We start from the raw sequence: 21,808 nt of genomic DNA on the forward strand, positions 1-21,808 counted from the left end.
CTTATTCCTCGGCCATCGGTTCGTTTCTTGCCGCGCACAGCGCGCGGAACACGGTTTCTGGCGTCAACGGCAGCGACGTGAGGCGCACGCCCACCGCGTCTTCGATCGCCTCGGCAATCGCGGAGGCGACGCCGAACGTCGCGCTTTCGCCCACGCCCTTCGCGCCGAACGGCCCGTTGTTCTGCACGGAATCGACCGTCTCGCGGCCGATCAGGTGCGGAATATCGTGAATGCCCGGAATCTTGTATTCGGCAAACGACGCATTGCGCAGCTGCCCCACCTCATCGAACTCCATGCGCTCGAACATCGTGATGCCCAGCTGCATGATCGCCGCGCCGGAAATCTGCGTATCGACGACCTTCGGGTTGATCGGCGTTCCGCAGTCGACGACGTTCTCGAAGCGGATCAGCCTGAAGTGGCCCGTTTCCGTGTCGACTTCGACCTCGACGCCGCAGCCGCCGACCATCCAGTTCGGCGTGATGTTTTCCGATTGCCCCGTCTCGTGCTTCGGCGACGTGTAGTCCGGAATGAAGCTGCCGATGCCGACGATATTGCCCGCCTGCATGCCGTACTTGCGCCGCAGCAGGTCGCCCGCCAGCGCCGGCTGGTCTTGCGGCACGCCGAGTTCGTCCGCGAGTTCGCGAAGTTTCGTGCGCACGTCTTCCGCCGCGAGGCGCACGGCGTGGCCCATGTGAAACGTCGAACGCGAACCGAGCGTGGCCATGTCGTACGGCGTGACGTCGGTATCGGGGCGAACCACCTTGATCTTTTCGGCGGCGATGCCGAGCACGTCGCCTGCCATCAGCGCGATCGCCGTGTCGGACGCCTGGCCCATGTCGACGGTGCTCGAATACACCGTGCAGCTGCCGTCGCCGGCGAGGCTCACCATCGCGACCGAGGTGGTCGGCGCCACCAGTGCCTTGAAGCCGATGCCGATGCCGCGCCCGCGGCGCAGCGTGCCCGCGCCGCGTTCGAACGGCGCCGTCCAGTTCATCAGCCCGGCGACGCGGTCGAGCACCAGATCGATCGCGGCGTCCTTCATCGGCGTGCCGGTGGCGTGCGGACGCCCTTCGCGCAGGATGTTGCGGCGGCGGAACTCGACCGGGTCGATCTTCAGTGCGCGCGCAATCATGTCGGCGTGGCTTTCATATGCCCACACCATCTGCGGAATGCCGAAGCCGCGGAACGCGCCCGCGGGCGGCAGGTTCGTGTACACCGCGTACGAATCGATCGACACGTTTTCGATGTCGTACGGGCCCGACGCGGTGAAGCCGGATTTCTGCGTGACACGGGGTCCGATGTCCGCATACGCGCCCCCGTTCCACCATACGTCACACTTGCGCCCGGTGATGCGGCCGTCTTCGGAGACTGCCGTCTTCATGCGGAACGTGGTCGCGTGCTTGGTGATCGTGAAGAACTGCTCTTCCATCGTCAGCGAAATTTTCACGGGCTGGCGCGACAGCAGCGACAACGCGGTCACCAGCGCCTCGAGCTTGATGTAGAGCTTCGCGCCGAAGCCGCCGCCGAGCAGCGCCGACTTCACGCGCACGCGGTTCTCGGCCCAGCCGAGCAGGCGGGCGATCTCGATGCGCACGAACGAAGGGCTTTGCGACGCGGTGTGGATCGTGATTGCCTGGTCGCCCGGTTCGGCAATCGACACCATCGGTTCGAGCGGCGTGTGCATCACCTGCTGCGTCGTGAACGTATCCTCGAAGACATGTGCCGCCGATGCGAACGCCGCCTCGACGTCGCCGCGCCGCAGCTGGAAATCGAGCGCGACGTTGGTACCCTTGCGACCCGCGAGATGCTTCAGGTCCGGGAACGTGCCGGCCGGCTTCAGCACGTCGTGCACGAGCACATCCGAGCTGGCCGCCTCGACTTCGTTGAACACGGCCGGCAGTTCCTCATACTCGGCCATGATCAGATGGGTCGCTTCCTCGGCAACATGCGGATCGGCGGCCAGCACCACCGCCACCGGTTCGCCGACGTAGCGCACCTTGTCCAGCGCGAGGATCGGCTGGTCGTGAAAGGCCGGGCCGAAATACGGCTCCGGAATCACGCGCAGCACGTCCTGTGCGGTGTACACCGCATGCACGCCTTCCATGGCCCGCGCCGCGCTCACGTCGATATCGACGATACGGCCGTGTGCCACCGTGCTGCGGAAGATCTTGCCGTACAGCATGCGCGGCAGCACGAGATTGTGAATATATTCCGTGCGGCCAGTCACTTTCGCACGTGCCTCAAGCCGGTTCAGCGACCGGCCGACCTGGCGCGCCGCCGTCTGTTCAGTGTCGATTGTCGTCATGCGTGATCCTTCCTGCCGGACGCTTCCAGCGCGATGCGCACCGCGCGTCCGAGATATACCCTGAGCAGATGTTTCTTGTAGCTGGCCGAACCGTGCGGGTCGCCCACGATGTCCAGTTCTTCCGCGCCGGCCTCACCCGCGCGGCGCAGCGTCGCGTCATCGACTGAAGCGCCCTGCAACACGGCTTCGGCAGCGGTGAGACGGGTCGGTTTGTCCGTCGCCGCGCCGACGATCACGCTCGCCTTCGCGATCCGCGCGCCCTGCATGTCCAGCACGACCGCGACGCCGAGCGCCGGCCAGTCATGTGCGGCGCGCGTCGTGACCTTCATGTACGCCGCGGGCCGGTTCGCCTGCGGCGGCACGATGACCTTCGAGATCAGTTCGTTGCGCGCGAGCACAGTTTCGTAATAGCCGGTGCATAGCGCCTCGACCGGAAACGTGCGCTCGCCCTGCGGGCCCGTCACGGTCACGCGCGCGCCGAGCGCGGTGAGCACCGGCGGCATGTCCATGTGCGGGTCGGCATGGCCGAGGTTGCCGCCAAGCGTCGCGACGTTGCGCACCCGCACGTTCGACAGCGTGCGCAGCGTGCGGGCGAGCACCGGCCAGCCCTCTTTCACGAGCGACGAATGTTCGAGCGTGGCAAGCCGCGTGAGGCCGCCGATATGCAGCTCGCCGTTCGGGCCGGGGCGAACCTGCGCGTATTCCGGCTCGATGCCGCGCAGGCTCACGAGCCGCGTGGGACGCAGCACGCCGGCCTTCATCATCAACATGACCGCGGTGCCACCACCGACCGGCCGGATATCCGGATCCTCGGGGTCCAGCAACCCGATCGCTTCCTGCAGCGAACGGGGTGTGGCGAATTCAAAAGGTGCCATCCAGAGCACTCCTTGTTGCGTATTGCCTGAGCGCGCGGCCAGGGCCGCTGCGCATGACGGTGTCGAAAACGACTGTTGAGAAAAAAGGCTGACCGGTCTTTCAGTCGCGCGCTGTCCGCTCGAGCAAGGCGAGCAGTTCGCGGGCGATGATGTCGGGCGTCTCGAGCGGCGTCAGGTGGCGCGCCTGTGGAATGACCGTCAGCGTCGAGCCGGCAATGCCCTTGTGCAGTGCCCCGGCCATCGCGGGCGGCGCCGCGTAGTCTTCCTCGCCGACGATCACGCAGGTGGGCACGCGCACGTTCGCCATCAGCGCGCGGCCGTCGAACGCACCAAGCATCCGGCCGGTCGCGGCGAACGCGGCGACTTCGTTGCGCAGGAAAGTGTCGACGCAGCGCTGCACCACCTCGGGATGCGCGGCGCGAAAGGCGTCGCTGAACCAGCGCGTGATCTGAAACCCGACCAGCGGTGCGAGGCCCTCGTTCTCGGCCTTTTCAGCGCGGACGTTCCAGTCTTTCGGGGCACTCTCGCCGTACCACGCGGTGGTGTCGATCAGCCCGGCCGCGCGCGTCGCTTCGGGATAAGTGCCCGCGAACTGCAGCGCCACGCAGCCGCCCATCGAAGCGCCCGCGATCAGCACGCCACCGAAATCGAGCGCACTGACGACGTCATGCACGTCCTGCGCGAACTGTTCGACGGTATAGGGGCCGGCCGGCTTGTCCGACGCGCCGTGTCCGCGGCAGTCGATCGCGAGGACCGACGCATGCGGTGTCAGCCGCTCGATGACCGGTTGCCAGAAGTCCCGGTTCATCGCCAGCGAATGAAGCAGGACGACGCGCGCGCCACGGCCATCTCCGTGAAGGCTGTAGCCGATTCGCGTGCCGTCGCGCACGGTGACGTGCGCCGCCTCTACTTCGCTCGTGGGTAAGGTTTTCATCGCGTGCTCCGCTGGCTCGGTGAGATACGGGCACTGTGCCCGCCACGCGGATAGTGCAAGCCGGCACGCATTGCAGCAAACGACGATCATTCATGGGCGACATGAAAAACTTTCATCGCTGCCGCACAAACAGGCACGGGGGCCTTCTGCAGGCGGCGCAGGCCCCATTCGGGCGCACCTGTCCCGACGAAGCGCCCGGCAGTCAACGGGCGAACGCCGAACTCGCCACGCGCGACATATTTAATGTGATCGAACAGGACTACCGTATCTGGATCGGCGACGCGAATGTCGCGATCCGTTCGATGCCTTCCAGTATCAGCTACAGATCAAGCGGCGAGAGCCTGCACGTACCAGAGCGGCAAAACCATAACGGGCCAGACGGGTTCGAACCGCGTTACACGGTGACCGCTTTCCGGCCGAACCCGTCGGAAGACGTGCCGGAACAGACAACCCCTACGTCGCACGCATCCGGATCACGTAATCCGGAACGGCCTGCCATTCGGATCCCTCAGAAATTCGCGGGCGTAATAGCGATGCTCCTGCTTGACACCGGCGACCCACACGTAAAGATTGACCGTCGTCCACTGCAGGTTCAGTCCTTCGCTCTCGAGTACCTGGAGGCAGTTGTGGAGGTTGTCGCGCGTGGGCTTGTAGTGACCGCTATTGTTGTCGATGACGCGCAGCGCGCCGTCCTTGATGATGAGCGTGCCCGCGGAAATCACGTCCTTGCCGGCGTTGAACGACGAATGGTTGAAAAACGTCGCACCGCCAAGCGGAGTGGCATCCTTGGTATAGAGCGTTCCGTAGTTATCCATCGCATAGGCCGTGACCGCCCCCGCCGTGATCTTCTGGTCGTGGCAGTCGTACAGCGTCCCGTCCGCACCGACGATCGCGATGTACTGCAAACGCTCGGACTTGTTCAGATAGTTCACGTCTCCGGATACGAAATTTTGCCGGCCGATCTCGTCGAGAATCTGGAAATCCTCCATCGTCAGGGTATGCACGTCCTTCGCGGCGACCGCCAGCGCCTCCTGTCGCCTGAGGGGGTCTCGCGGAAGCTCGATGTCCTGGTTGGTCGCGAGTCCCTTGTTGATGAACTCATGCGTGCCGTGTACGCCACTACCGGAGATCGCCTGCGTTTTGTTCGACATCAGATAGGAGATGCGCTCGTTCTGATAATCGGCGCCCATCGGCTTCAATGGCTTGACGTTAGGCGCGCGGGCGCCCACGTGCCTGCCCGACCCGAGCACGGCCAGCTTGTGCGAGTCGAAATGGATCCGGCCGCGCAAATCCGCCGTCAGGATGCCGAGCGCCTGCAGGCGCGTGTAAAGTTCGCGCAGCGCCTCGGTACCCAGATTCGTGATCGCCGTCCTGCGCGCGATGAACAGCGTTCTGACTTCCTCCGTGCGGGTGAAGGTCGTCGTGCGTGTCTCCGACTTGCCCTGCTTCAGCTTGAGCCAGTCCTTGCATGCGATCACGATGTTATTGAGGCACGCGATTTCACGCGTGGCGTTGGCCGCACCGTTCATTTCCGTCCAGTACGCCCTCAGGGCGGTATCCACCTCCCTGATATTGTTGCCGCGCGCCGTGAAGACGGTATGGCGTTTGTCCGTTGCGGTTTTAAAGGTCTGGTATTGAGTGTTAAGCATCTTCTGGATCTCCGTTAGTCGAGTCCGAGCATCGACAGGTAGCGCCCAAGGCCGCCCTCTTCGCGCGCCACTTCGCGCATCAGTTCCGGGAGCGGCATGCGCCCCCACACCACGGCGCGCCTGAGCAGATAAGGCGTCGGGCTATGCGGTTCCTGCTGCGCCAGATAGTCGGCGATCGTCGCCAGCATCTGGTAAGCGTGATCGCGGCTCGCGATCGTTGTGCCAGCAACAGCCGCCGTGCCCACGCTCGCAACCGCCGAACGCGGCACGGCAACCGGTACGTCTGTCGCGGATAACGGCACCACCGCGCCGGCGCCGGCACTGGCACCGGCAAGCTGCAATGTTGATACGTCGTCCGGTTCCCGCACGCCCTGCGGCCCGAGCAAAACAGTCACCGCACGCAGCAGACGGTCGAGCACCACCGACACCCGCGCAAGGCTCGGCGCATCGTCACCCAGCAGTGCGTCGACCTGTGCCACCAGCGCCGCCCACTGTCCGCCCGCCTCCTCCAGCTGCCGGTGCATATGGATCAGCGCCGTGCGTGCCGGCCGCTGTGCGGCCGCGTTGACGATCAGCTCACGCGTGAGAACGGCGGCATCCTCGTCGTCCTGTGCGGGCGCGGGCGCGATCGCGCTGCGCTCCCAGCGATCGAGGCTGATCGACTCGGGCTCGTTCGCGTCGATCGCGAGCAGCGGCACGTGCAATGCCAGCACCTGGGGATACACCTCGTTCGCCCAGGCGAACGGCGCGCCGCGCGGCTCCGCGTCGCCGTCCTCGATACGCGGCCAGGCGCTGTCCCAGTAGCGCTGCGCAAGCGCCGTCAGCAACCGCGTGCCGGCGAGAAAGCCGTCGATGCCATGCAGGTACGTCCACGCCTCGCACAGCCACGCGGCCAGCTGAAAGTCCTTGCTGCGATGCTGCAACGCGTCGCAGCACAGCGAAGCGACGCGCTTCCAGTCAGCCTTGACGAGCGGACGCTCCCAGTCGCCCATCGGCAGCGTCTGGTCGTCTTCCTCGCGCGCCGTGCGGATCGCCTGATACAGCGGGTCGTAGCGCAACGAAACGCCAGCCGGGTCGTCACCGGGCAACGCTTCCAGCAGCGCGTCGGGATCGACCGGCGAGGCCTCACCCGGGTCCATCGTGGGGATCGCGTTCATAGGGCACTCCATTCGGGCGCTCGTGTCGGAAAACTGCGCGGCCAGGGCAGTGGCGTCTTGCGACCGGCGGGCATCAGCGTGAAACGCAGAAAGACGCGCCCACGTGACTCCTTCGGCAGCAGCGGCGCATCGGTGGGACTGGCCGTGCCCAGCGGAAACTCGAGCCGCAGCAACTGCGATGCGCTGTCCGCGCGCAGGCTGGAATCGGCCACGCGCTCGCGCGCAATCGCCGTGATCAGCGCCCACGGGTCGTCGAACTGCCACGTCAGCGTGCGGCCATCGGTCGACAGCGCGCGCTGCTTCGCGTCGTTAAGCGCGATCAGCGGCGAGTCCTTGGCGAAGCGCAGCGTCAGCACCACCGGTGTGCCGTAGTCCCAATGCAGCGGATGCGGCGCATCGCGCATCGACACACTCTGCGCGCCGAACGTCACGGTCCAGTCGATCACCTGGTTGCCGGCAACTTCGCCGTCGCGGCTCGCGCGGAACTCGACGCCGACGTCATAGCCGGTCGGCGCACCGCTGTCCGACGGATAGAGCGGCGCGAGCAGCGTCTTTACCTGGTTGAAGTTGTCGACGAACTGGCGCACCGGCACGCCTGCGACGTTGCTGCGTGCGCCCGTCGTGCCACGCGCTTCGGCGAACGTCGTCGAGATCCGCTGATAGCGCTTCAGCACGTCGCCGAGTTCACCGAAGTCGGCACTCGCGGCGCCGTCCGCGCGCACGGGTATCGCGCCGCCGAACGGTTGCCGCCCGGCGACCGACTGGTTGAACGCCGTCGAAAAATCACCCCACTGCTGCCGCAGGTCGAACGTATAGCCCCGGCTGCAGGTCGCCAGCAGTTTGTCGTAGAGCTGCGCATGCCGCTGCGCGAAGTAGTCGTCGCCACCGCTCGCGGAAGGACGCGCGGCGAACTTCTCCATGCAGCCGCCCGCGCCTGGCTCCGCCGCCACCTGCACGAACTGCTCGAGATTCAGCAGGCTGCTGTTGGGGTTTTTCAGCTGGTAACGCCCCAGGTCACGATTGATGGCCTGCCAGCGCTGGGCAAGCGGCGTCGCGAGATCCGCTGCGTCGAGCGCGGCCAGATAGATCGACGCTTCATGACCGAGCGCGAGCGCGCGCGCCGACTGCTGCGCGAGGTACGGCGCGAGTCCCGCCACATCGGGCACGCCGAAGGCGGCCAGCACCAGCGAATGCGCCGGCCGCACGCTGTCGGACATCGCGGCGGGCCGCGTTGCGTACAGTTCGGATTGCGCCAGCGCAGTGTCGACCGCGCGCAGATGCGCGAGCGCGTCGTGCGAGACGAGCGTGTCCAGATCCTCGATGCGCGCGTTCGCGCCCATCTCGGCCAGCATCGCCTTGATCTTCACGAGTCGCGCGTTGGCCGCGTCGAAATTCGCGCTGTCCGGATCGCCCTGCACGGGCGTGACGGTCGCCGCGGCCGCGACGGCGTCGATCGCAAGGCGCGCGAACTGCGTGTCGAGCGCCTGCCCGATCGCGGGCTGCGCCGCCGCCGGCAACCCGGTGAGCCCTTCCGCAAGGAAGCGCTTGCGCATGTCGCCGAGCGTCAACGCCTTGTCGAGTTGCGTCCGGTCCCACACGATCATCGAGCCGTCCGGCAGGAGCGGTAGCGCGAGATCGCGCGGCGCGGCCATGAACGGCTGGTTCAGCAGCGCCGTCAAGCCGTCGCGCAGCGCGACGCGGCCGGGCGAGAGCGCGTAGCGGCCATCCTTGTCGAGCCACACCACCCCGCTATCCGGGCCGCCGAAGCGCTGCGCCAGCTCGCTTCTGAATACCTGGAACGCGGTCGCCGAACGCTCGCGGTCCTGCGCGACGATATCGGCGCCGATCAGGCGATTCTGCGCGGCCTGCGCGAACGTGCGCTCGTAGACGGGGCCGGGCACGAACTGCTCACGCCGCATCCATGCGCCCTTGCCGGAGCCGAGCAGGTCCTGCTCCGCGTTGATCCCCGCGACGATGGAACGGTAGTCCGCCACGATCTGGCCAAAATCGCCGCCGGCCGTACTGGCGAGCGACAGGTTGCCAAGATGGTCCGTCACCGCGCGTTCCGCGACGAGCAGCGCATTGTTCCTGAAGAGCCGGTCGTCGAGTCGTTGCATGCCCTTCTCGAACGTGCAGCGCAACGGCGGTTGCAGGATCGCGAGGCCGACACCGGTCGAAGCGGCGGCGTCGCCCGCATAGGTCCGGCCGCCATCGGGATTTCGATAGAAGAACGGCAGGCTGCCCGACACGTTGCCCTGCAATTCCGCGCCGAGCGTATAGCGCACGACGAGCCGCAGCGCATCGGCGTTGCGCGGATCGGGCCGTTGCAGCCTTTGCAGCGCCTGCAACGTCGCGTCGAGCTGATCCAGCGAACCGACGTATCGCTGCATGGCCCGCAAGTCCGGCAGGTCGGCGACGGAAAGACTGCCCGCCGCTTGCTGGGCGACGTCCATGCCATCCGGCGCGGCGCAGTCGTCCCCGCTGATCAGCTGGCCGGTGGATGGATCGCGCCCCACGCCCGTGAGCTGGCTCACGCGCGCGAGCAGTTCACGCTGGATCGCCGTGACGGCGACGTCGCCGAACGCGTGTTCGAAGCGGTCGCGCACGCGCCGGTCGAGATCGTCGAACATGCTCCATGAACCCGGCATGAAGACGGACGACGACGTCTCGGCCGCGAGCCGCTGGTTCATCGCGATCAGCGAGAGCGCCTCGCGCCGGTACCAGTCGGACGACAGCTCCTGCGCGTGCTGCGCGGCCATCGCGCGCTGCTGCCCGACGCTGCGCAGCTCGCCCAGCGCCGTCACCAGTTCCGCGTTACGGTAGTGCAGCTGCCAGCCCGCCACGACGAGGCCGATGCCCCAGCCGCCGAGCAGCACGATGCCGCCCCAGCGCAACGCCCGATGCACCACCGGGCGCGACAGATGCTGCGAACGCGACGGCCGGGTCAGCCCGTATTCAGCGAAGATCTTCTTTTCGAACAGGTCGCGCAGGAATGCGGGCTGAAGCATCAGCTCGTCGAGAATGTCGCCCGCTGCGTCGCGCTCGCTGTCGGCGCCAAACCCCGGTTCGGCGTGACCCGCGCGCTCGCCGTACAGCGCCACGGCGTCGCGGGTCTGCGGATCCAGCACGCCGCTGTCCTCGCCATGCGACACGAGGCCAGCGCCGGGACCTTCGACGGCGCCGGCGGCCCCGCCCGGAACCGTGGCCCCGCCCTGCGCGATTTCGTTGCTGTCGCCCGTCAGATAGATGCCGCGAAAGAAGAACGGCTCGTGATACGCGCTCGGGCGCAGCAGCTCTTCCACATACCGCTGCAGTTGCGCGCGCAGGCCTTCGATGCGCGACGGCAGCATCAGGAACTGGCGGGCGTCCTGGTCGCCCGGCGCGAGCGCGAACAGTTCGGCGGTCGCGTCCGACACCGCGCCCGTCATGCAGGCCATCGCGGTGTCGATCCAGTCCGGCTGATACGTGGTGGACAGGTCGTACGGCGACGACCAGCCGAGCATGCTGGAGCGCATCGACTCGGGCAGCGCCCGCGCGAACGCCGTGAAACCGGGCAGCGCTTCGCAGCCGGTCACCACGACGTACACCGCGAAGCGCACCGCAAAGCGGTTTTGCGCGAGCCACAGCCGGCGGTGCGCGAGCTTCGCGCGGCGCACCAGTTCGAGCTGCGCGTCGGTGTCGCCGGCCAGCAGCATATCGGCCGGCACGGTCACGACGACGCTGTCGAACGGCCGTTGCGGACGATAGTTGCGGCACAGACCGAGAAACTCGTCCCACGGTTTTTCGTCGCCCTCGTCGTCGGGCGATCCCAGCCAGGCGGCCTTGATGTCGATCACCACGCCGCGGTCGAAGAAGTTCCACGCGATGCCCTGAGTCGACGCCGCGTTCGCCGCATCGGAACCCAGCGCGCTCGCCACGCCGGATTGCGCGATCGGCAGCGGCTGGCGTTCGTCGCCTTCGTTGAGCACCATGATCCACGGCACGTTGTAGCGCTCGGCGCGCGACGCGATATTGCCCTCGATCAGTTCGACTGCCTGACGGAACGCCGTGCGCAGCGAGTCCGAGCGCAGACGCATGATCTTGCGCTCGCCCTCCGGCTTCGCCCGTGCGCCATTCGCGGCGAAGTAAAGCACCGCGCCCAGCACGATACAGACGATCAGCGTCAGCACGCCGATCGACAACAGGAAGAGATTGCTCGTCAGCATCGTCGGCCTCCGGCTTGCCTTGCGTCAGCGGCGCGCATCACGGTGCGCCTCCGATCAGCGTATCGGCGCGCAGCGCGTCGCGCACCGGCCACGATTGCCACAGCCACAGCACCTCCGAGATCGCCAGCAGCGACACCGCGGTGAGCACGAAGATCACCGTCCAGCGCGTGACGGTCGGCAGCTTGCGCGGCGCGATATGCGAGAGCGTGTTCGAATAGGCCTCGTCGACCAGCACGCGATCGCGGCCGCCGAGGTCGGGCCTGCGCTGATAGACGAACTCGTACAGTTCCTCGCGAAAACCGCGCAGACGCGCGTCGTTTTCCATGCCGCGAAACCTGCCGTGAAAACCGAGCGCAAGCGCGAACAGATAAAGCCGCGCGATGTTGCGGCGTGACGGCTCGCGATCCGAGAGCAGTTGCTCGATGCGCGTGAACACGAGATCGCCCGCGACGTTGGTGCGAAAGAGCGTCGATTCGAGCAGATACGCGCCCCAGTGCGCGCGCCCCACCCACGGCGTGTTCAACAGGATTTCGTCGGCGAGCACGGCCTTCAGATAGCGTGCGTCCGCGACGTTCTCCATCTCGAAGCGCGTGCTGTCGCGCCGCGACTGCAGCGTCTGGATTTCCAGCAGGTTCAGCAGATGCCGGTGCAGCCCCTGGGCGGCGGCCTCGGGGTCCGTGTCGTGCGCGTCGGCAAGACGCGTCTGCACGTTCGTCAGTTCGCCGATGAACGCGCGGAACTGGCCAGCGATGAGATCGTCTTCCTGATTGTCGGGTCGGTAGCGTGCCATGCGTGTGTGACCTTCCTGTTACCTGTTTATTGCCCGTGTTTTAACTTCGGCCTGGCGGCGGATTGCCGCAACACCAAGGCCACGACCGGGATCAGCCCTTCACGAAGAGCAGCATTTCCTGCGGACGCTGCGCGTTCGCGCCTTCGTTCGGATTACCGATCACCAGCAACTCGCCGCCCTGGATCAGCGCGGGATCGGCTTCGATCTCGAACAGCAGATAGCCCGTTCCGGAGCGCACACCCAGATCGTCCGCGTGTTCGACGCCGCGCCGCGCGGCGCCCAGCACGCGCCGGCTGCGCAGCGACGGATACACCGGCTGCGAGCCGATCACCGCGCCCGCCATCCACGCCAGCAGGTCGCGATCGGACTGGCCACGCAGGCCGATCACGAGGCGCTCGCCGATCCATTCCGTCTGCAGGCCGATTTCGAACGCGCCGTGGCTGAACAGGAACTTGTGCTCGCGATATTTCTCGCTCACTTCCGAGACCGACTCGCCGAGCGCGCGCAGCAGCGGCGTGAAGACCGCCTGCGGATCGGCGTGGTCGTAGTCTTGCGGCACGGGCGGCATGCCGCCCGGCCGGAGCATGCTCAACGAGCCGAGCAGCGAAGTCAGCGCGAGATACAGCGTCAGCGGATGCAGATGCGGCGTGCGCAGCACGGCTTCCACGAACGGCAGGTCGCTCAGCAGGCAACGCAGGCGCTCTTTCAGCTCCAGCTGGGTCAACCGGTCGTCGGCCTTCGACGAGGGAATCGTCATCTGCCGCGCGACGAACGCCGCCTTGCCGCGCAGCTGGCCGAGGAGCGCGGCGACGCCGGTCCACAACGGGTTGTCGCGGCTCACTTCGAGGAGCGGCGGCAAACGCTCGCCAAGCCGCACGACCTCGTTGTCCTTGTAGACGGAACCGATGCACATCGACACATGAAGCGCCGAGGGACGCTCGCCCGCGACCAGCGACAGATTCGGCAGTTGTCGCGGGATATCGGCGGGCGGCGCGTCGGATACTTCGTCTTCGACAGGCGCGCCGCGCGCCGAGCGGAACCGCCTCACCTGCGCGTCGCGGCGCATCGTGCCGGCCACCGGCAGCGCGAGATACAGATCGAGCGCACCGTCGGCGATCCGCTCCGCGAGCGGTGCCAGCGAAAGTTCGAGCGGGCCGTGGCCGTCCGCTTCCGCAGCGTAGGCGACCGCCGTGCCGTCGGGCATGATGGCTTCGAGCTCGAGCACGCGCACGAGGCCAGTCGGCAGCAGACCGTGGTCGAGCACGAGCCGGCGCACGCCCCAGCTAAAAGGTGCCGCCGCGAGCGTCTGCCACGCGACCAGCGAATCGAAGCGCGCCGACATCAACTGGAAATGCTGTGGCGCGAGCAGCAGCCCTTCGTGCCATTCGACGCGATCTACGACGTTCATCGCTTCATGCATGGGAAATCGTCCTGGGCAAAGCCCGGTGGGTTTGATACGACACGGGCGAATCGCCACGGCCTGGCCAGGGTGTGGCCACGCAACGGGCCGCATCGGAAAGACATCGCACCCTGTTCACTTTGTGTCCGAGACAGAAAAAGCGGTGTCGTCCAGCTGCACGACGAGCGTGCCGCTGAACTGCTGGATCCGCACGCGATGGGCGCCGGCCTGGGGGTAGTTCGCGAAGACGAAGGCGCCCGCGACGCGCGTGCCATCGAACGTGTCGCCGGACACGTCGAGACGTTGCCCCGGCACCAGCTCCCAGCTCTGATAGCGCAGCCCCTTCGGGAACGACGCCACCAGGTCCGCGCGGCCGTCGAACCACTTCGACGCGGGCAGCGCGGTGAGCCGGTCGACGAGCGCATCGTCGGTCACGAGGACCACGTCGACCGCGACGGGACTATTGCCGTTGACGTCGTCGCTGGCAACCAGCGTCACCTGTTTCCACTTCACCTTGTCGCCCTTGAAGCTCAGGAACGACGGCACCGCGCAGCCGGCAAGCGCGCAGGCGGCGAACAGCGCGAGCAGGTAGACGGCGGTCCTGCGCAACGTAGACAAACCCATCATCGAAACTCTCCCCATCCACCGGCCTGCGCGGCGGCGTTAAACCCTGCATGTTTCGGGGCCGCGCGATCTGGTCTCATCTCGCCCCCACGCCGATACCCATCAGCACGATGAGCGACGCGGCCATCAACGCGCAGCCCGTGGCGAGCGCCAGTTGCGCGCGCGAAAACGAAAACGTCAGTACCGCGCCGCGCGGATCGGACGGCATCAACTCCGCCGGCGCGACGCGCTCGGACGGCAAACCCGCCGACACCAGCGCGACCACCGCGCAGGTCGAGACGAGGCTCAGCACGTTGCGCGGGCCGTCGCAGATCAGGTCGATCGCGATAAAAAGCGCGCCGGCTGCTTCAACCGGCAATTGCAGCGCGGACAGCACGACAGCCGCATAGGCGACGGTGCCGAGCCCGTTCTGCCCCGAAGAAAGAATCGCCGCGACGGTCGAGCCGACCGCGATCAGCACGATGTCGGACGGGCCGATTGGCCGGTCGTACAGGTTCGCGACGAACACGGTCGCGAGCGCGAAATACAGCGCGGAGCCCGCCCGCACGAACACGGAGCCGAGCGGCACGACGAGCTCCACCACGCCGCGCGAGAAGCCGAGCCGCACGCTCATCGCCTCGATCGTGTGCGGGATCGGCGCGGTGGCGCTGCCCGAGGTCAGTCCGACCAGCAGCGGCGCCTTCAGGTCCGCCAGCACGCGCAGAAACGGCAGACGCGCGATCCTCGCCATGACCGCGATCGCCACCACGCAAAGCAGCAGCGCGAGCCCGAGGAAATCGAGCAGGAAGCTGCCCATGGCGAAGACGGTCGCGCGCTGCGTGTGCATCGTCAGATGCGCGGCGGTGCCGAACGCGAGCACGGGGATCAGCAGGTTCGCGTACTCGATCACGTGTTCGAGCGCGCGGTAGATGCCCTCGAACACGTTGGTCAGCATGCCCGACTGCTCGCGCGAAAGCGCGGCGAACGCCATGCCGAACAGGATCGTGCCGGTCAGGATGCCGAGCGTGTGGCCTTGCGCGAGCACACGATAGAAGTTGTCCGGCACGATGTCGTTCAACGCGAAGCCGATCCGCGACGGCAGTGCGTCGGCGACGGCGCCGGCGAACAGCCTCATCGGCACCTCGCCGCCGCTGCCCGTGCTGTTGAGCACCAGCGTGCCGAGCTGGCTGCGCGCTTCGTGCGAAAGCTGCGCACCCGGCGTGGCGAGCAGTCCGAGCATCGTGCCGCCGGCCGCGGCCAGCGCGACCAGTACCACCGCGACCGCGAGGATCGTGCCGACGCGCACCGCCGGGCGCGGCAGCGCGAGCACCTGGCGCAACCCGAAAAAAGTGGCGACCACCAGCAGCGGAACCGCCGCCATGTTCACCACGGCAAGATAAAGCTGCCCGACGACCCATGCGAAGGTCGAGGGCCCCTCGGCAACCGCGCCCGTGACGCCGCCCGCGACGAGGCACAGCAGGAGCCCCGGCGCGCTGTTGGAGAGTTTTTTCAGCACGTTCATCTGAACGTGTTCCAGCCGCGCGCGGTGGCATACGCCACCGTCGCGCGGGCAAGTTCCAGCGTGCTGTCGATCAGCGGGAACGCCGTCGCGCCGGCTTGCCGCGCCGCCACCGGAATTTCGGTGCAGCCCATGATCGCCGCCTGCACGCCGCCATCGGCGAGCGTGGCGAGCACGTCCGCGAGCGCCGCCGATCCTTCGGCAAGCCGCCCGGCCTTGACGTCGCGAATGCAGATGTCGACGGCGTGCTGCGTCGCGTCGTCGGGTACGACGGGTTCGATGTCACGCGTGGCGAGCGCGCGCTGATAGAACCCGGAGGCCAGCGCGCCGCGCGTCGCCAGCACCGCCGCGCGCGACACGCCCGCAGGCACCGCGGCCACGCAGGTCTCGGCGATATGCAGCACGGGCGCCGCGCTGCGCGCGCTCATCTGCGCGTACCAGTGATGCGACGAATTGCACGGAATCGCGATCAACCCGACTTCGTTACGGTTGAGCAGGTCGATGCCCTTCAGCAGATACGGCAACGGCGCTTCGTCGCCACCCAGGATCGAGCGCGAGCGGTCCGGAATCTGCGGCAGGTTCGCCACCATCATCGGCAAATGCTGCTGGTCGCTTTCCGCGCGGGTGAGGCCGATCACCTTCTCCATGAAGTCCACCGTTGCAAGCGGCCCCATGCCCCCGAGCACTCCGATCATTGTCATCGCGCGCTCCTAGATCTTCAGCGGCCGCGGGCAGATCATCGACACGGCCGCCGCATTGCCGATCACGAGGATCAGCGTGCGCAACATGTCGCAGACCGGATCGACCGCGAGAAAGAGAATGAACGCCGCCTCGAACGGCAGCTGCAGATACGCGCAGGTCATGCCGATCAGCGAGACGGTCACGAGGCCGGTCATGCCCGCCGACGCAAAACCCGCCAGCACCGACGCGAGCAGCACCGTGCAAACCTCGACCACGCCGAGCGTGTGGCCGTAAAGCTGGGCGATGAAGAGCGTGGCGCACACGTAGTACACCATCGGGCCGACACGCAGCAGCGACACGGCGAGCGGCACCAGCAGCTCGACGCGCGAGCGCGCGAAGCCGAGCCCATCGACGAGCGTCTCGATCATGCTCGGCATGCAGGCCGCGCTGTTGCGCGTGGCGAGCGCGAGCGCGAACGGCGCGCGCAGCGCGTCTAGCGTCGCGCCCAGGCGCTGGTTCGAACGCTTCCAGATGACGACGACCGCGAATACCAGCAGCAGCACCGCCACGAGGAAGAACGCGATGACGAACTGCAGCATCGCGTGCAGCGGCCCGACGCCCGACTTGCCGAGTTGCGCCGCGCTCATGCAGAAGAGAATCACCGGCAGCGGATAGCTCAACCAGTGCATCAGTTTCTGGCACGCGTGATAGATCGTCTCCAGCGACTGGCTGAGGCCCACGGAAATGCGCTCCGGCACGCGGCCCACGGCAAGGCCGAACAGCAGCGCGAACACCAGCGCCTTGAGCGCGTCGCCATTGGCGAGCGCGGCGAAAATGTTGGTCGGCACGAGGCTCGTCAGCACGTCCGTGAAGCTGAGCGACTTCGGTGGAATGTCGGTGCCGTACAGGCTCATCACGGTGTCGCTGGACGTCGAGTCGCCGCCCACCATCATCCCGAACGTGTGCATGGTGCTGCTCGACAGGTTCGCGCCCGGATTGAGCAGCAGCAGCACGATCGCGCCGACCACCGCGACGATCACCGACGCCCCCGCGAATACCGTCACCACACGCAACAGCAGCCGCGAGGCGCCGCCGTCGCGGAAGAGCCGCTGCAGGCTGAAGATGACCGCCGAGATCATGAACGGCAGCGTGGTCATCTTCAGCAGGTCGACGTAGATGTCGCTCAGCACGACAAGCTGCTGCGATTCGGTGGGAAAGAGCAGGCCAACCGTGCCGCCGAGCACGAGGCTGCCGATCACGACCCACGGGTTGAGCACCAGGGCGTAGATCTTGCTGGAAGTGAGTGTCATGTGCCGGATCCGGTTGGCGAGATCAGTAAATCAGTAGCTGGGTGCCTGCAGAACGGCGGCGACGTCGAGCCGCTTCGCGCGATCAGCAAGGAACTGGTTGACGAACGCGAGCAGCGCGGGTTCGCTGATGTTGACGGCGACGGCGAGCGTGTCCTCGAGGTCTTTCAGCGTCACCACGCGCAGGCGCAGCGACGCGGTCGGATCGGATTTCAGCACGCGCTTGACCTCGAACTCGTCGCGAAACGCGGCGGTGATGTCGCCGTCGTTCAGCGCCTTGAGCACCGCGTCCCACGTCGGGTAGGTCATCAGCTTCGCGTGCGGGAAATTGCTCAACGCGTACTCGGCATAGGAGGACTTCGCCACCACGCCGAGCGTGCCGTCATAGGTGCGGATCACCTCGGGCACCGGGCGTCCATGCGCGAGCTGCGCGAACTTCACGCGGTTGAGCAGCAGCGCGCGATTCAGGCGCAGATAGGGCTCGCTGAAACTGATGGTTTCCGTGCGCGGCAACGTGCGCGACAGCTTGCTGACCGCGAGATCGGCCTGCCCTTTCGCGAGCAGGCTGACCACGCCGTCGAACGTCATCGCGTCGCGGTTGAAGCGCACTTTCACGTTGAGCTTCTGCGCGAGTTCTTTCGCGAGGTCGATGTCGAGACCGACGAGCTGTCCGTTGTGCTCTTCGAAGAACGGCGGCTGGTCGACGCCCAGCACCGCGACCACCAGTTCGCCCCGGTTGACGATGCGCGCGAACTCCGGCGCGAGAAGACGGCCGTCGGGCATCTGGACGAGACCCGTCGACGTCAGGACCAGCGCGGCCCCGGACGCAGGCGCGGGCGCGCTCGCCGCCGGGCGTGCGGCAGGTGCCGCGTCGGCGGCAAGCGCGAGCGCGGGTGCGCCGGACGTCGCGACGAGGAGCGCGGCACATGTTGCACGCGTCAGCGTGACGTGGGATCGAACGGCAGCAGCAACGCGCCGCCGGCAGAGTGAAGCAATGTCTGAGATGAATTTCGCAAACGACATGGGGCAGCCGGTATCAGTTAGATCAGTTAGTCGGGGAAGAAGCGGGAAGCGACACCACGTCGCCCGTATAGGTTGACTGCGTCGATGCGGGTGCGGCGGCAGGCGTGACGGCGGGCGCGGCAGCCACAGCGGCGACCGGTTGCGCGGCTACGCCAGGCAGCGCGCTACGTGCCGCGGCGTCGGCACCGGACCACGCGGGGGCCACGAAACGCACGCCGATCTCGACGCCCAGCAGAAAAAGGAGTCCGCATAACAGCACGGCGCAGGTCACGGCGATCGTCACCATGCGCGAAGTCATCGAAAAGGCGTATTGCATCGTGTGTCTTTCCTCAGGGAACCATGGTGTCGACCTGCGCGGGCATCACGATCTGGATCACGCCGCCCCATGCGCACATCAGCTTCGATGAGTTCTGCAACGCCGGCTGGCAGCCGATCAATACCGTGGGCGAGCCCGGCGCCCACGGCGCGGACGTCATCGGCACGCACGGCATCGGCGTGAGCACACCCAGCGCGGCGGCCGTCGCGGCGGCGACCTGCGGGTTGCCCATGCAACTGCACATGCCGAACGGCGCGACGTTGACGACCGGTGCGTGATCCATGATGCAGGCAAGCGGTGTCTGCCCCATCACGCCGCTTGCCGGCAGCACCGACAGCACGCCGGGCGCCACGCCGAAGCTGCATTGCAGGCCGCTGCCGGCGGTAATCTGGATGCCCATGGCCTACCCCCTCACCCAGCGTTCGAGACGCTGGGACAGGCGCGGCGCGGCGGCGGAGTCTCCGCCAGCGGGGATCGCGCGCCAGGCGCCCTGCGGCTTGCCCTGCACATAGCGGCGCTCCTGCATCACCTGACCGTCCGGTCCGTAGCGGCGCACGGTGCCATCGAGCAGCCCCGCGTGATACGGCGAGACCTGCGAGAGCGCGCCGTCTTCCGCGTAGTCGAGCGTCTCGCCTTCGAGTACGCCCAGGCGATACCGCACGCGACGCACCACCACACCGTCGTGCATGAAGAGCGCTTCGCCGTCCGGCAAGCCCTTCACATATTTCACGCGCGACGTGACGAGGCCGCCAGGCGCATAGCTCACGCTCTCGCCGTTCAGCGCTCCCAGCGCGTACTGCTGGCGGCTGACAGGCACGCCTTTTTGCCATGTGGTGACGAGGCCGTGCAGCTTGCCGTCCACGTAGTGCGACTCGATGAGCGGTGCGCCCGACGCATCGAACGCACGCGATGGTCCGGACAGCACGCCAAGCGCGAACATCGCGTTCAGCAGCACCGTGCCACCGGGGCCGTAGCGCACCATCTCGCCGTGCTGCACGTCGCCCGCGAACGACATTCGCGTAACGAGACGTCCCGCGTCGTCGTGTACGTCGACGACGCGCGTCGCGCTGGCGGGCGAACCGGAATCGACGGGAAGAGTGGCGGCGTTCATCGTCGGTCTAGTTGAGCTTGATGAGCGAGCCTTTCAGCTCGAGGATGCCGCCGCTTTGCACCGTGTGCGACGCACTGGCCTTCTGCTGCACCTCGGGCGCGTCGTTGGTCAGCGTGGCGCCCGCCTTGTTCGTGAGCGTCGTGCCCGCCTTGTTGTCGAGCGACGTGCCGGCCTGGTTCAGCAGTGCCGCGCCCGACTTGATCGTGACCGAGCCGCTCACATCGATCACCAGGTCGCCGCTCACCTTCAGCTGATAGTTGCCCGTCACGTTCTGCGTAAACGCCGCGTGGTTGGTGTGCGTTTCGTCGCCCGTCACGTCGAGCGTGCGGGTGCCCTTCACGTTGTGCGTCTCCTTGCCGGCCTGCACGTCGACGGTGCGGTCGCCCTTTTGCAGCACGTGCGATTCGGCGCCCGCTTTCACCGTCGTCGAAAGCGCGTTTTCGATCTCGACGGTCATATCCTTCTGCGCGTGGAAGTACAGTTCTTCCGAGCCGGACTTGTCCTCCATCCGCATTTCGTTGCCCGCGCTGCCATCCTTCGACGAACGCGAGCGCATCACGCTCTGGGTCTGCATGCCGGGCAACGCGACGGGCAAGGTCGATTGAAGGTTGTAGACGCTGCCGGTGACAAGCGGGCGGTCCGGATCGCCGTCGACATAACTCACGACGACCTCGTGGCCGACCCGGGGCAGGAACAGATGACCCCAGCCCTGCCCGGCCGACGACTGCACCACCCGCACCCAGCACGAACTGTTCTGGTCGGCCGTGGTGGAGCGGTCCCAGTGAAACTTCACCTTCACGCGGCCATAGGCGTCGGTCCAGATTTCCTCGCCGCTCGAACCGACCACCGTCGCCGTGTGCGTGCCGGCGACAACCGGCCTCGGTGTCACGAGCGGCGCACGGAACGGCACGGCCTGCGGGAAGACCTCGAATTCGTTGCCGTACGCCTCGTTCGACGCGGAGTGCGTCACCGAGCGCACCACGTACATCACGTTCAGCGCGCTGTTGGAATGGCCCGCGAGCGTGAACGTCGCGCCCGCCGCGAGGCTGTAGCAGACGCTGCTGCCCGCGCCCGTCTGCTGTTCGACGGTTTGCGCGGCCGCGCGGATCGTGGCCTTGCGGGTTGCGTCGTCGGAGTCGGCGTATCGGCCTGGATAGACGTACTGCTCGCCCGCGGTGGCCGCCGCGTCCGCATTCAATGCGGTGCTCGATGTCTCCGCCGTCACATAGTCGTAGTCGGCGAACACCTGCGCGGACGCGCCCAGTCCCTGTGTCAGCTCCAGATGCGTGACGGGCTGAACCGTGGCATCGCTCATCGCGCCCGTGCTGACGTGCAGCGTCGCGCTGTCCGCCGCGCCCGCGTGATGCGCGGACGAACCGTCCGCCAGCACCATCGTGTGTACGCCGTCGGCGAACGTGAAGAAGTAGAACATCCCTTCTTCCTCCATCAGCCGCGAGATGAACGCGAACGGGCTTTCGTCGAACTGCACGCAGTATTCGCGCACCGCGTAGGTGCCCGAGAGGCGCAACTCGTACGTAATGCTGAAGGCGCCGAGGACCTGCTCGATGATCGCGAGCGCGCTCAGGTTCTGATAGATCGCGCGGTTGCGGCCGAGCGTCAGCAGCACGAGCGAAGGCGCGAGTTCCGCCGTATAAAAGCCGTATTTCAGATCGGCGCCGGCGTTCACAAAACGCGTGACGATGCCGTTGAACCAGCGTTGCGGTCCGGTGGGTTGCTGCAGCGTCACCGTGACCTTCTTGCCGACGATGGTTTTCGCATCGAGCGCCATGTTGGACGAGCGCATGCGCAACTGGAAGCGGAACAGCTCGGAGATCGCTTCCCGCCCGGCGAAGCCGTCGAGCAGCAACACGTCCGTGCCGAACGGTGTGCTGACCGATGCGAGACATCCCGCCTGGCTGGCTCTGGAATACATC

At 66.8% G+C, this 21,808-nt stretch carries 17 protein-coding genes; all 17 read right to left on the minus strand.

The window, feature by feature from the left end; translation table 11 throughout:
* Nucleotide 1 precedes the first annotated feature (1 nt).
* On the minus strand, nucleotides 2-2,305 hold the full coding sequence (locus BLV45_RS09030) for a xanthine dehydrogenase family protein molybdopterin-binding subunit (RefSeq protein WP_090531946.1): 2,304 nt from the start codon (nucleotides 2,303-2,305) through the stop codon (nucleotides 2-4).
* Nucleotides 2,302-3,180 (minus strand): FAD binding domain-containing protein, encoded by an 879-nt coding sequence (locus tag BLV45_RS09035; RefSeq protein ID WP_090531949.1) that lies wholly within the window; start codon nucleotides 3,178-3,180, stop codon nucleotides 2,302-2,304. Before BLV45_RS09035 ends, BLV45_RS09030 begins: the two co-directional genes overlap by 4 nt.
* A gap of 100 nt (nucleotides 3,181-3,280) precedes the next feature.
* Nucleotides 3,281-4,114, minus strand: a complete 834-nt coding sequence (locus BLV45_RS09040) for an alpha/beta fold hydrolase (RefSeq protein ID WP_090531951.1) — start codon at nucleotides 4,112-4,114, stop codon at nucleotides 3,281-3,283.
* Between the two features lie 473 nt (nucleotides 4,115-4,587).
* Nucleotides 4,588-5,763: a hypothetical protein gene (locus BLV45_RS09045; protein ID WP_090531953.1), complete on the minus strand. Its 1,176-nt coding sequence runs from the start codon at nucleotides 5,761-5,763 to the stop codon at nucleotides 4,588-4,590.
* A 14-nt stretch (nucleotides 5,764-5,777) separates the two neighbouring features.
* Nucleotides 5,778-6,920: a type VI secretion system protein TssA gene (gene tssA, locus BLV45_RS09050; RefSeq protein ID WP_090531955.1), complete on the minus strand. Its 1,143-nt coding sequence runs from the start codon at nucleotides 6,918-6,920 to the stop codon at nucleotides 5,778-5,780.
* Nucleotides 6,917-11,125, minus strand: a complete 4,209-nt coding sequence (locus BLV45_RS09055) for a type VI secretion system protein (protein WP_090531957.1) — start codon at nucleotides 11,123-11,125, stop codon at nucleotides 6,917-6,919. The genes tssA and BLV45_RS09055 overlap by 4 nt, the downstream gene beginning before the upstream one ends.
* Before the next feature lie 37 nt (nucleotides 11,126-11,162).
* On the minus strand, nucleotides 11,163-11,915 hold the full coding sequence (locus BLV45_RS09060) for a DotU family type IV/VI secretion system protein (RefSeq protein ID WP_090531959.1): 753 nt from the start codon (nucleotides 11,913-11,915) through the stop codon (nucleotides 11,163-11,165).
* 91 nt (nucleotides 11,916-12,006) lie between these two features.
* The gene (gene tssK, locus BLV45_RS09065) at nucleotides 12,007-13,323 is read right to left on the minus strand and encodes a type VI secretion system baseplate subunit TssK (RefSeq protein ID WP_407670989.1); all 1,317 of its coding nucleotides are present in this window, start codon (nucleotides 13,321-13,323) and stop codon (nucleotides 12,007-12,009) included.
* Nucleotides 13,324-13,449: 126 nt separating this feature from the next.
* The gene (locus BLV45_RS09070) at nucleotides 13,450-13,941 is read right to left on the minus strand and encodes a hypothetical protein (RefSeq protein ID WP_322788607.1); all 492 of its coding nucleotides are present in this window, start codon (nucleotides 13,939-13,941) and stop codon (nucleotides 13,450-13,452) included.
* Between the two features lie 73 nt (nucleotides 13,942-14,014).
* Nucleotides 14,015-15,439 (minus strand): dicarboxylate/amino acid:cation symporter, encoded by a 1,425-nt coding sequence (locus BLV45_RS09075; protein ID WP_090531965.1) that lies wholly within the window; start codon nucleotides 15,437-15,439, stop codon nucleotides 14,015-14,017.
* Nucleotides 15,436-16,137 (minus strand): cysteate racemase, encoded by a 702-nt coding sequence (gene cuyB, locus BLV45_RS09080; RefSeq protein ID WP_090531967.1) that lies wholly within the window; start codon nucleotides 16,135-16,137, stop codon nucleotides 15,436-15,438. Before cuyB ends, BLV45_RS09075 begins: the two co-directional genes overlap by 4 nt.
* 9 nt (nucleotides 16,138-16,146) lie before the next feature.
* Entirely contained in the window at nucleotides 16,147-17,427 is a 1,281-nt protein-coding gene (locus BLV45_RS09085) for a dicarboxylate/amino acid:cation symporter (protein WP_090531968.1), read from the minus strand.
* A 30-nt stretch (nucleotides 17,428-17,457) separates the two neighbouring features.
* A complete protein-coding gene (locus BLV45_RS09090) occupies nucleotides 17,458-18,447 on the minus strand; it encodes a substrate-binding periplasmic protein (protein WP_090531970.1) in 990 nt (329 codons plus the stop codon).
* Between the two features lie 22 nt (nucleotides 18,448-18,469).
* Nucleotides 18,470-18,763: a hypothetical protein gene (locus BLV45_RS09095; protein WP_090531972.1), complete on the minus strand. Its 294-nt coding sequence runs from the start codon at nucleotides 18,761-18,763 to the stop codon at nucleotides 18,470-18,472.
* Nucleotides 18,764-18,776: 13 nt separating this feature from the next.
* Nucleotides 18,777-19,163, minus strand: coding sequence for a DUF4280 domain-containing protein (locus BLV45_RS09100; RefSeq protein WP_090531974.1), 387 nt, complete (start codon nucleotides 19,161-19,163; stop codon nucleotides 18,777-18,779).
* A gap of 3 nt (nucleotides 19,164-19,166) precedes the next feature.
* Nucleotides 19,167-19,874, minus strand: a complete 708-nt coding sequence (locus tag BLV45_RS09105; protein ID WP_090531976.1) for a toxin-antitoxin system YwqK family antitoxin — start codon at nucleotides 19,872-19,874, stop codon at nucleotides 19,167-19,169.
* A gap of 7 nt (nucleotides 19,875-19,881) precedes the next feature.
* Nucleotides 19,882-21,807 carry a type VI secretion system tip protein TssI/VgrG gene (gene tssI, locus BLV45_RS09110; protein ID WP_090531978.1) on the minus strand — a complete coding sequence of 642 codons (1,926 nt, stop codon included), beginning with the start codon at nucleotides 21,805-21,807 and terminating at the stop codon, nucleotides 19,882-19,884.
* Between the last annotated feature and the right edge of the window lies 1 nt (nucleotide 21,808).

Origin of the sequence: Paraburkholderia sartisoli (genome assembly GCF_900107685.1) — a bacterium.
Classification (GTDB): Bacteria; Pseudomonadota; Gammaproteobacteria; order Burkholderiales; family Burkholderiaceae; genus Paraburkholderia; species Paraburkholderia sartisoli.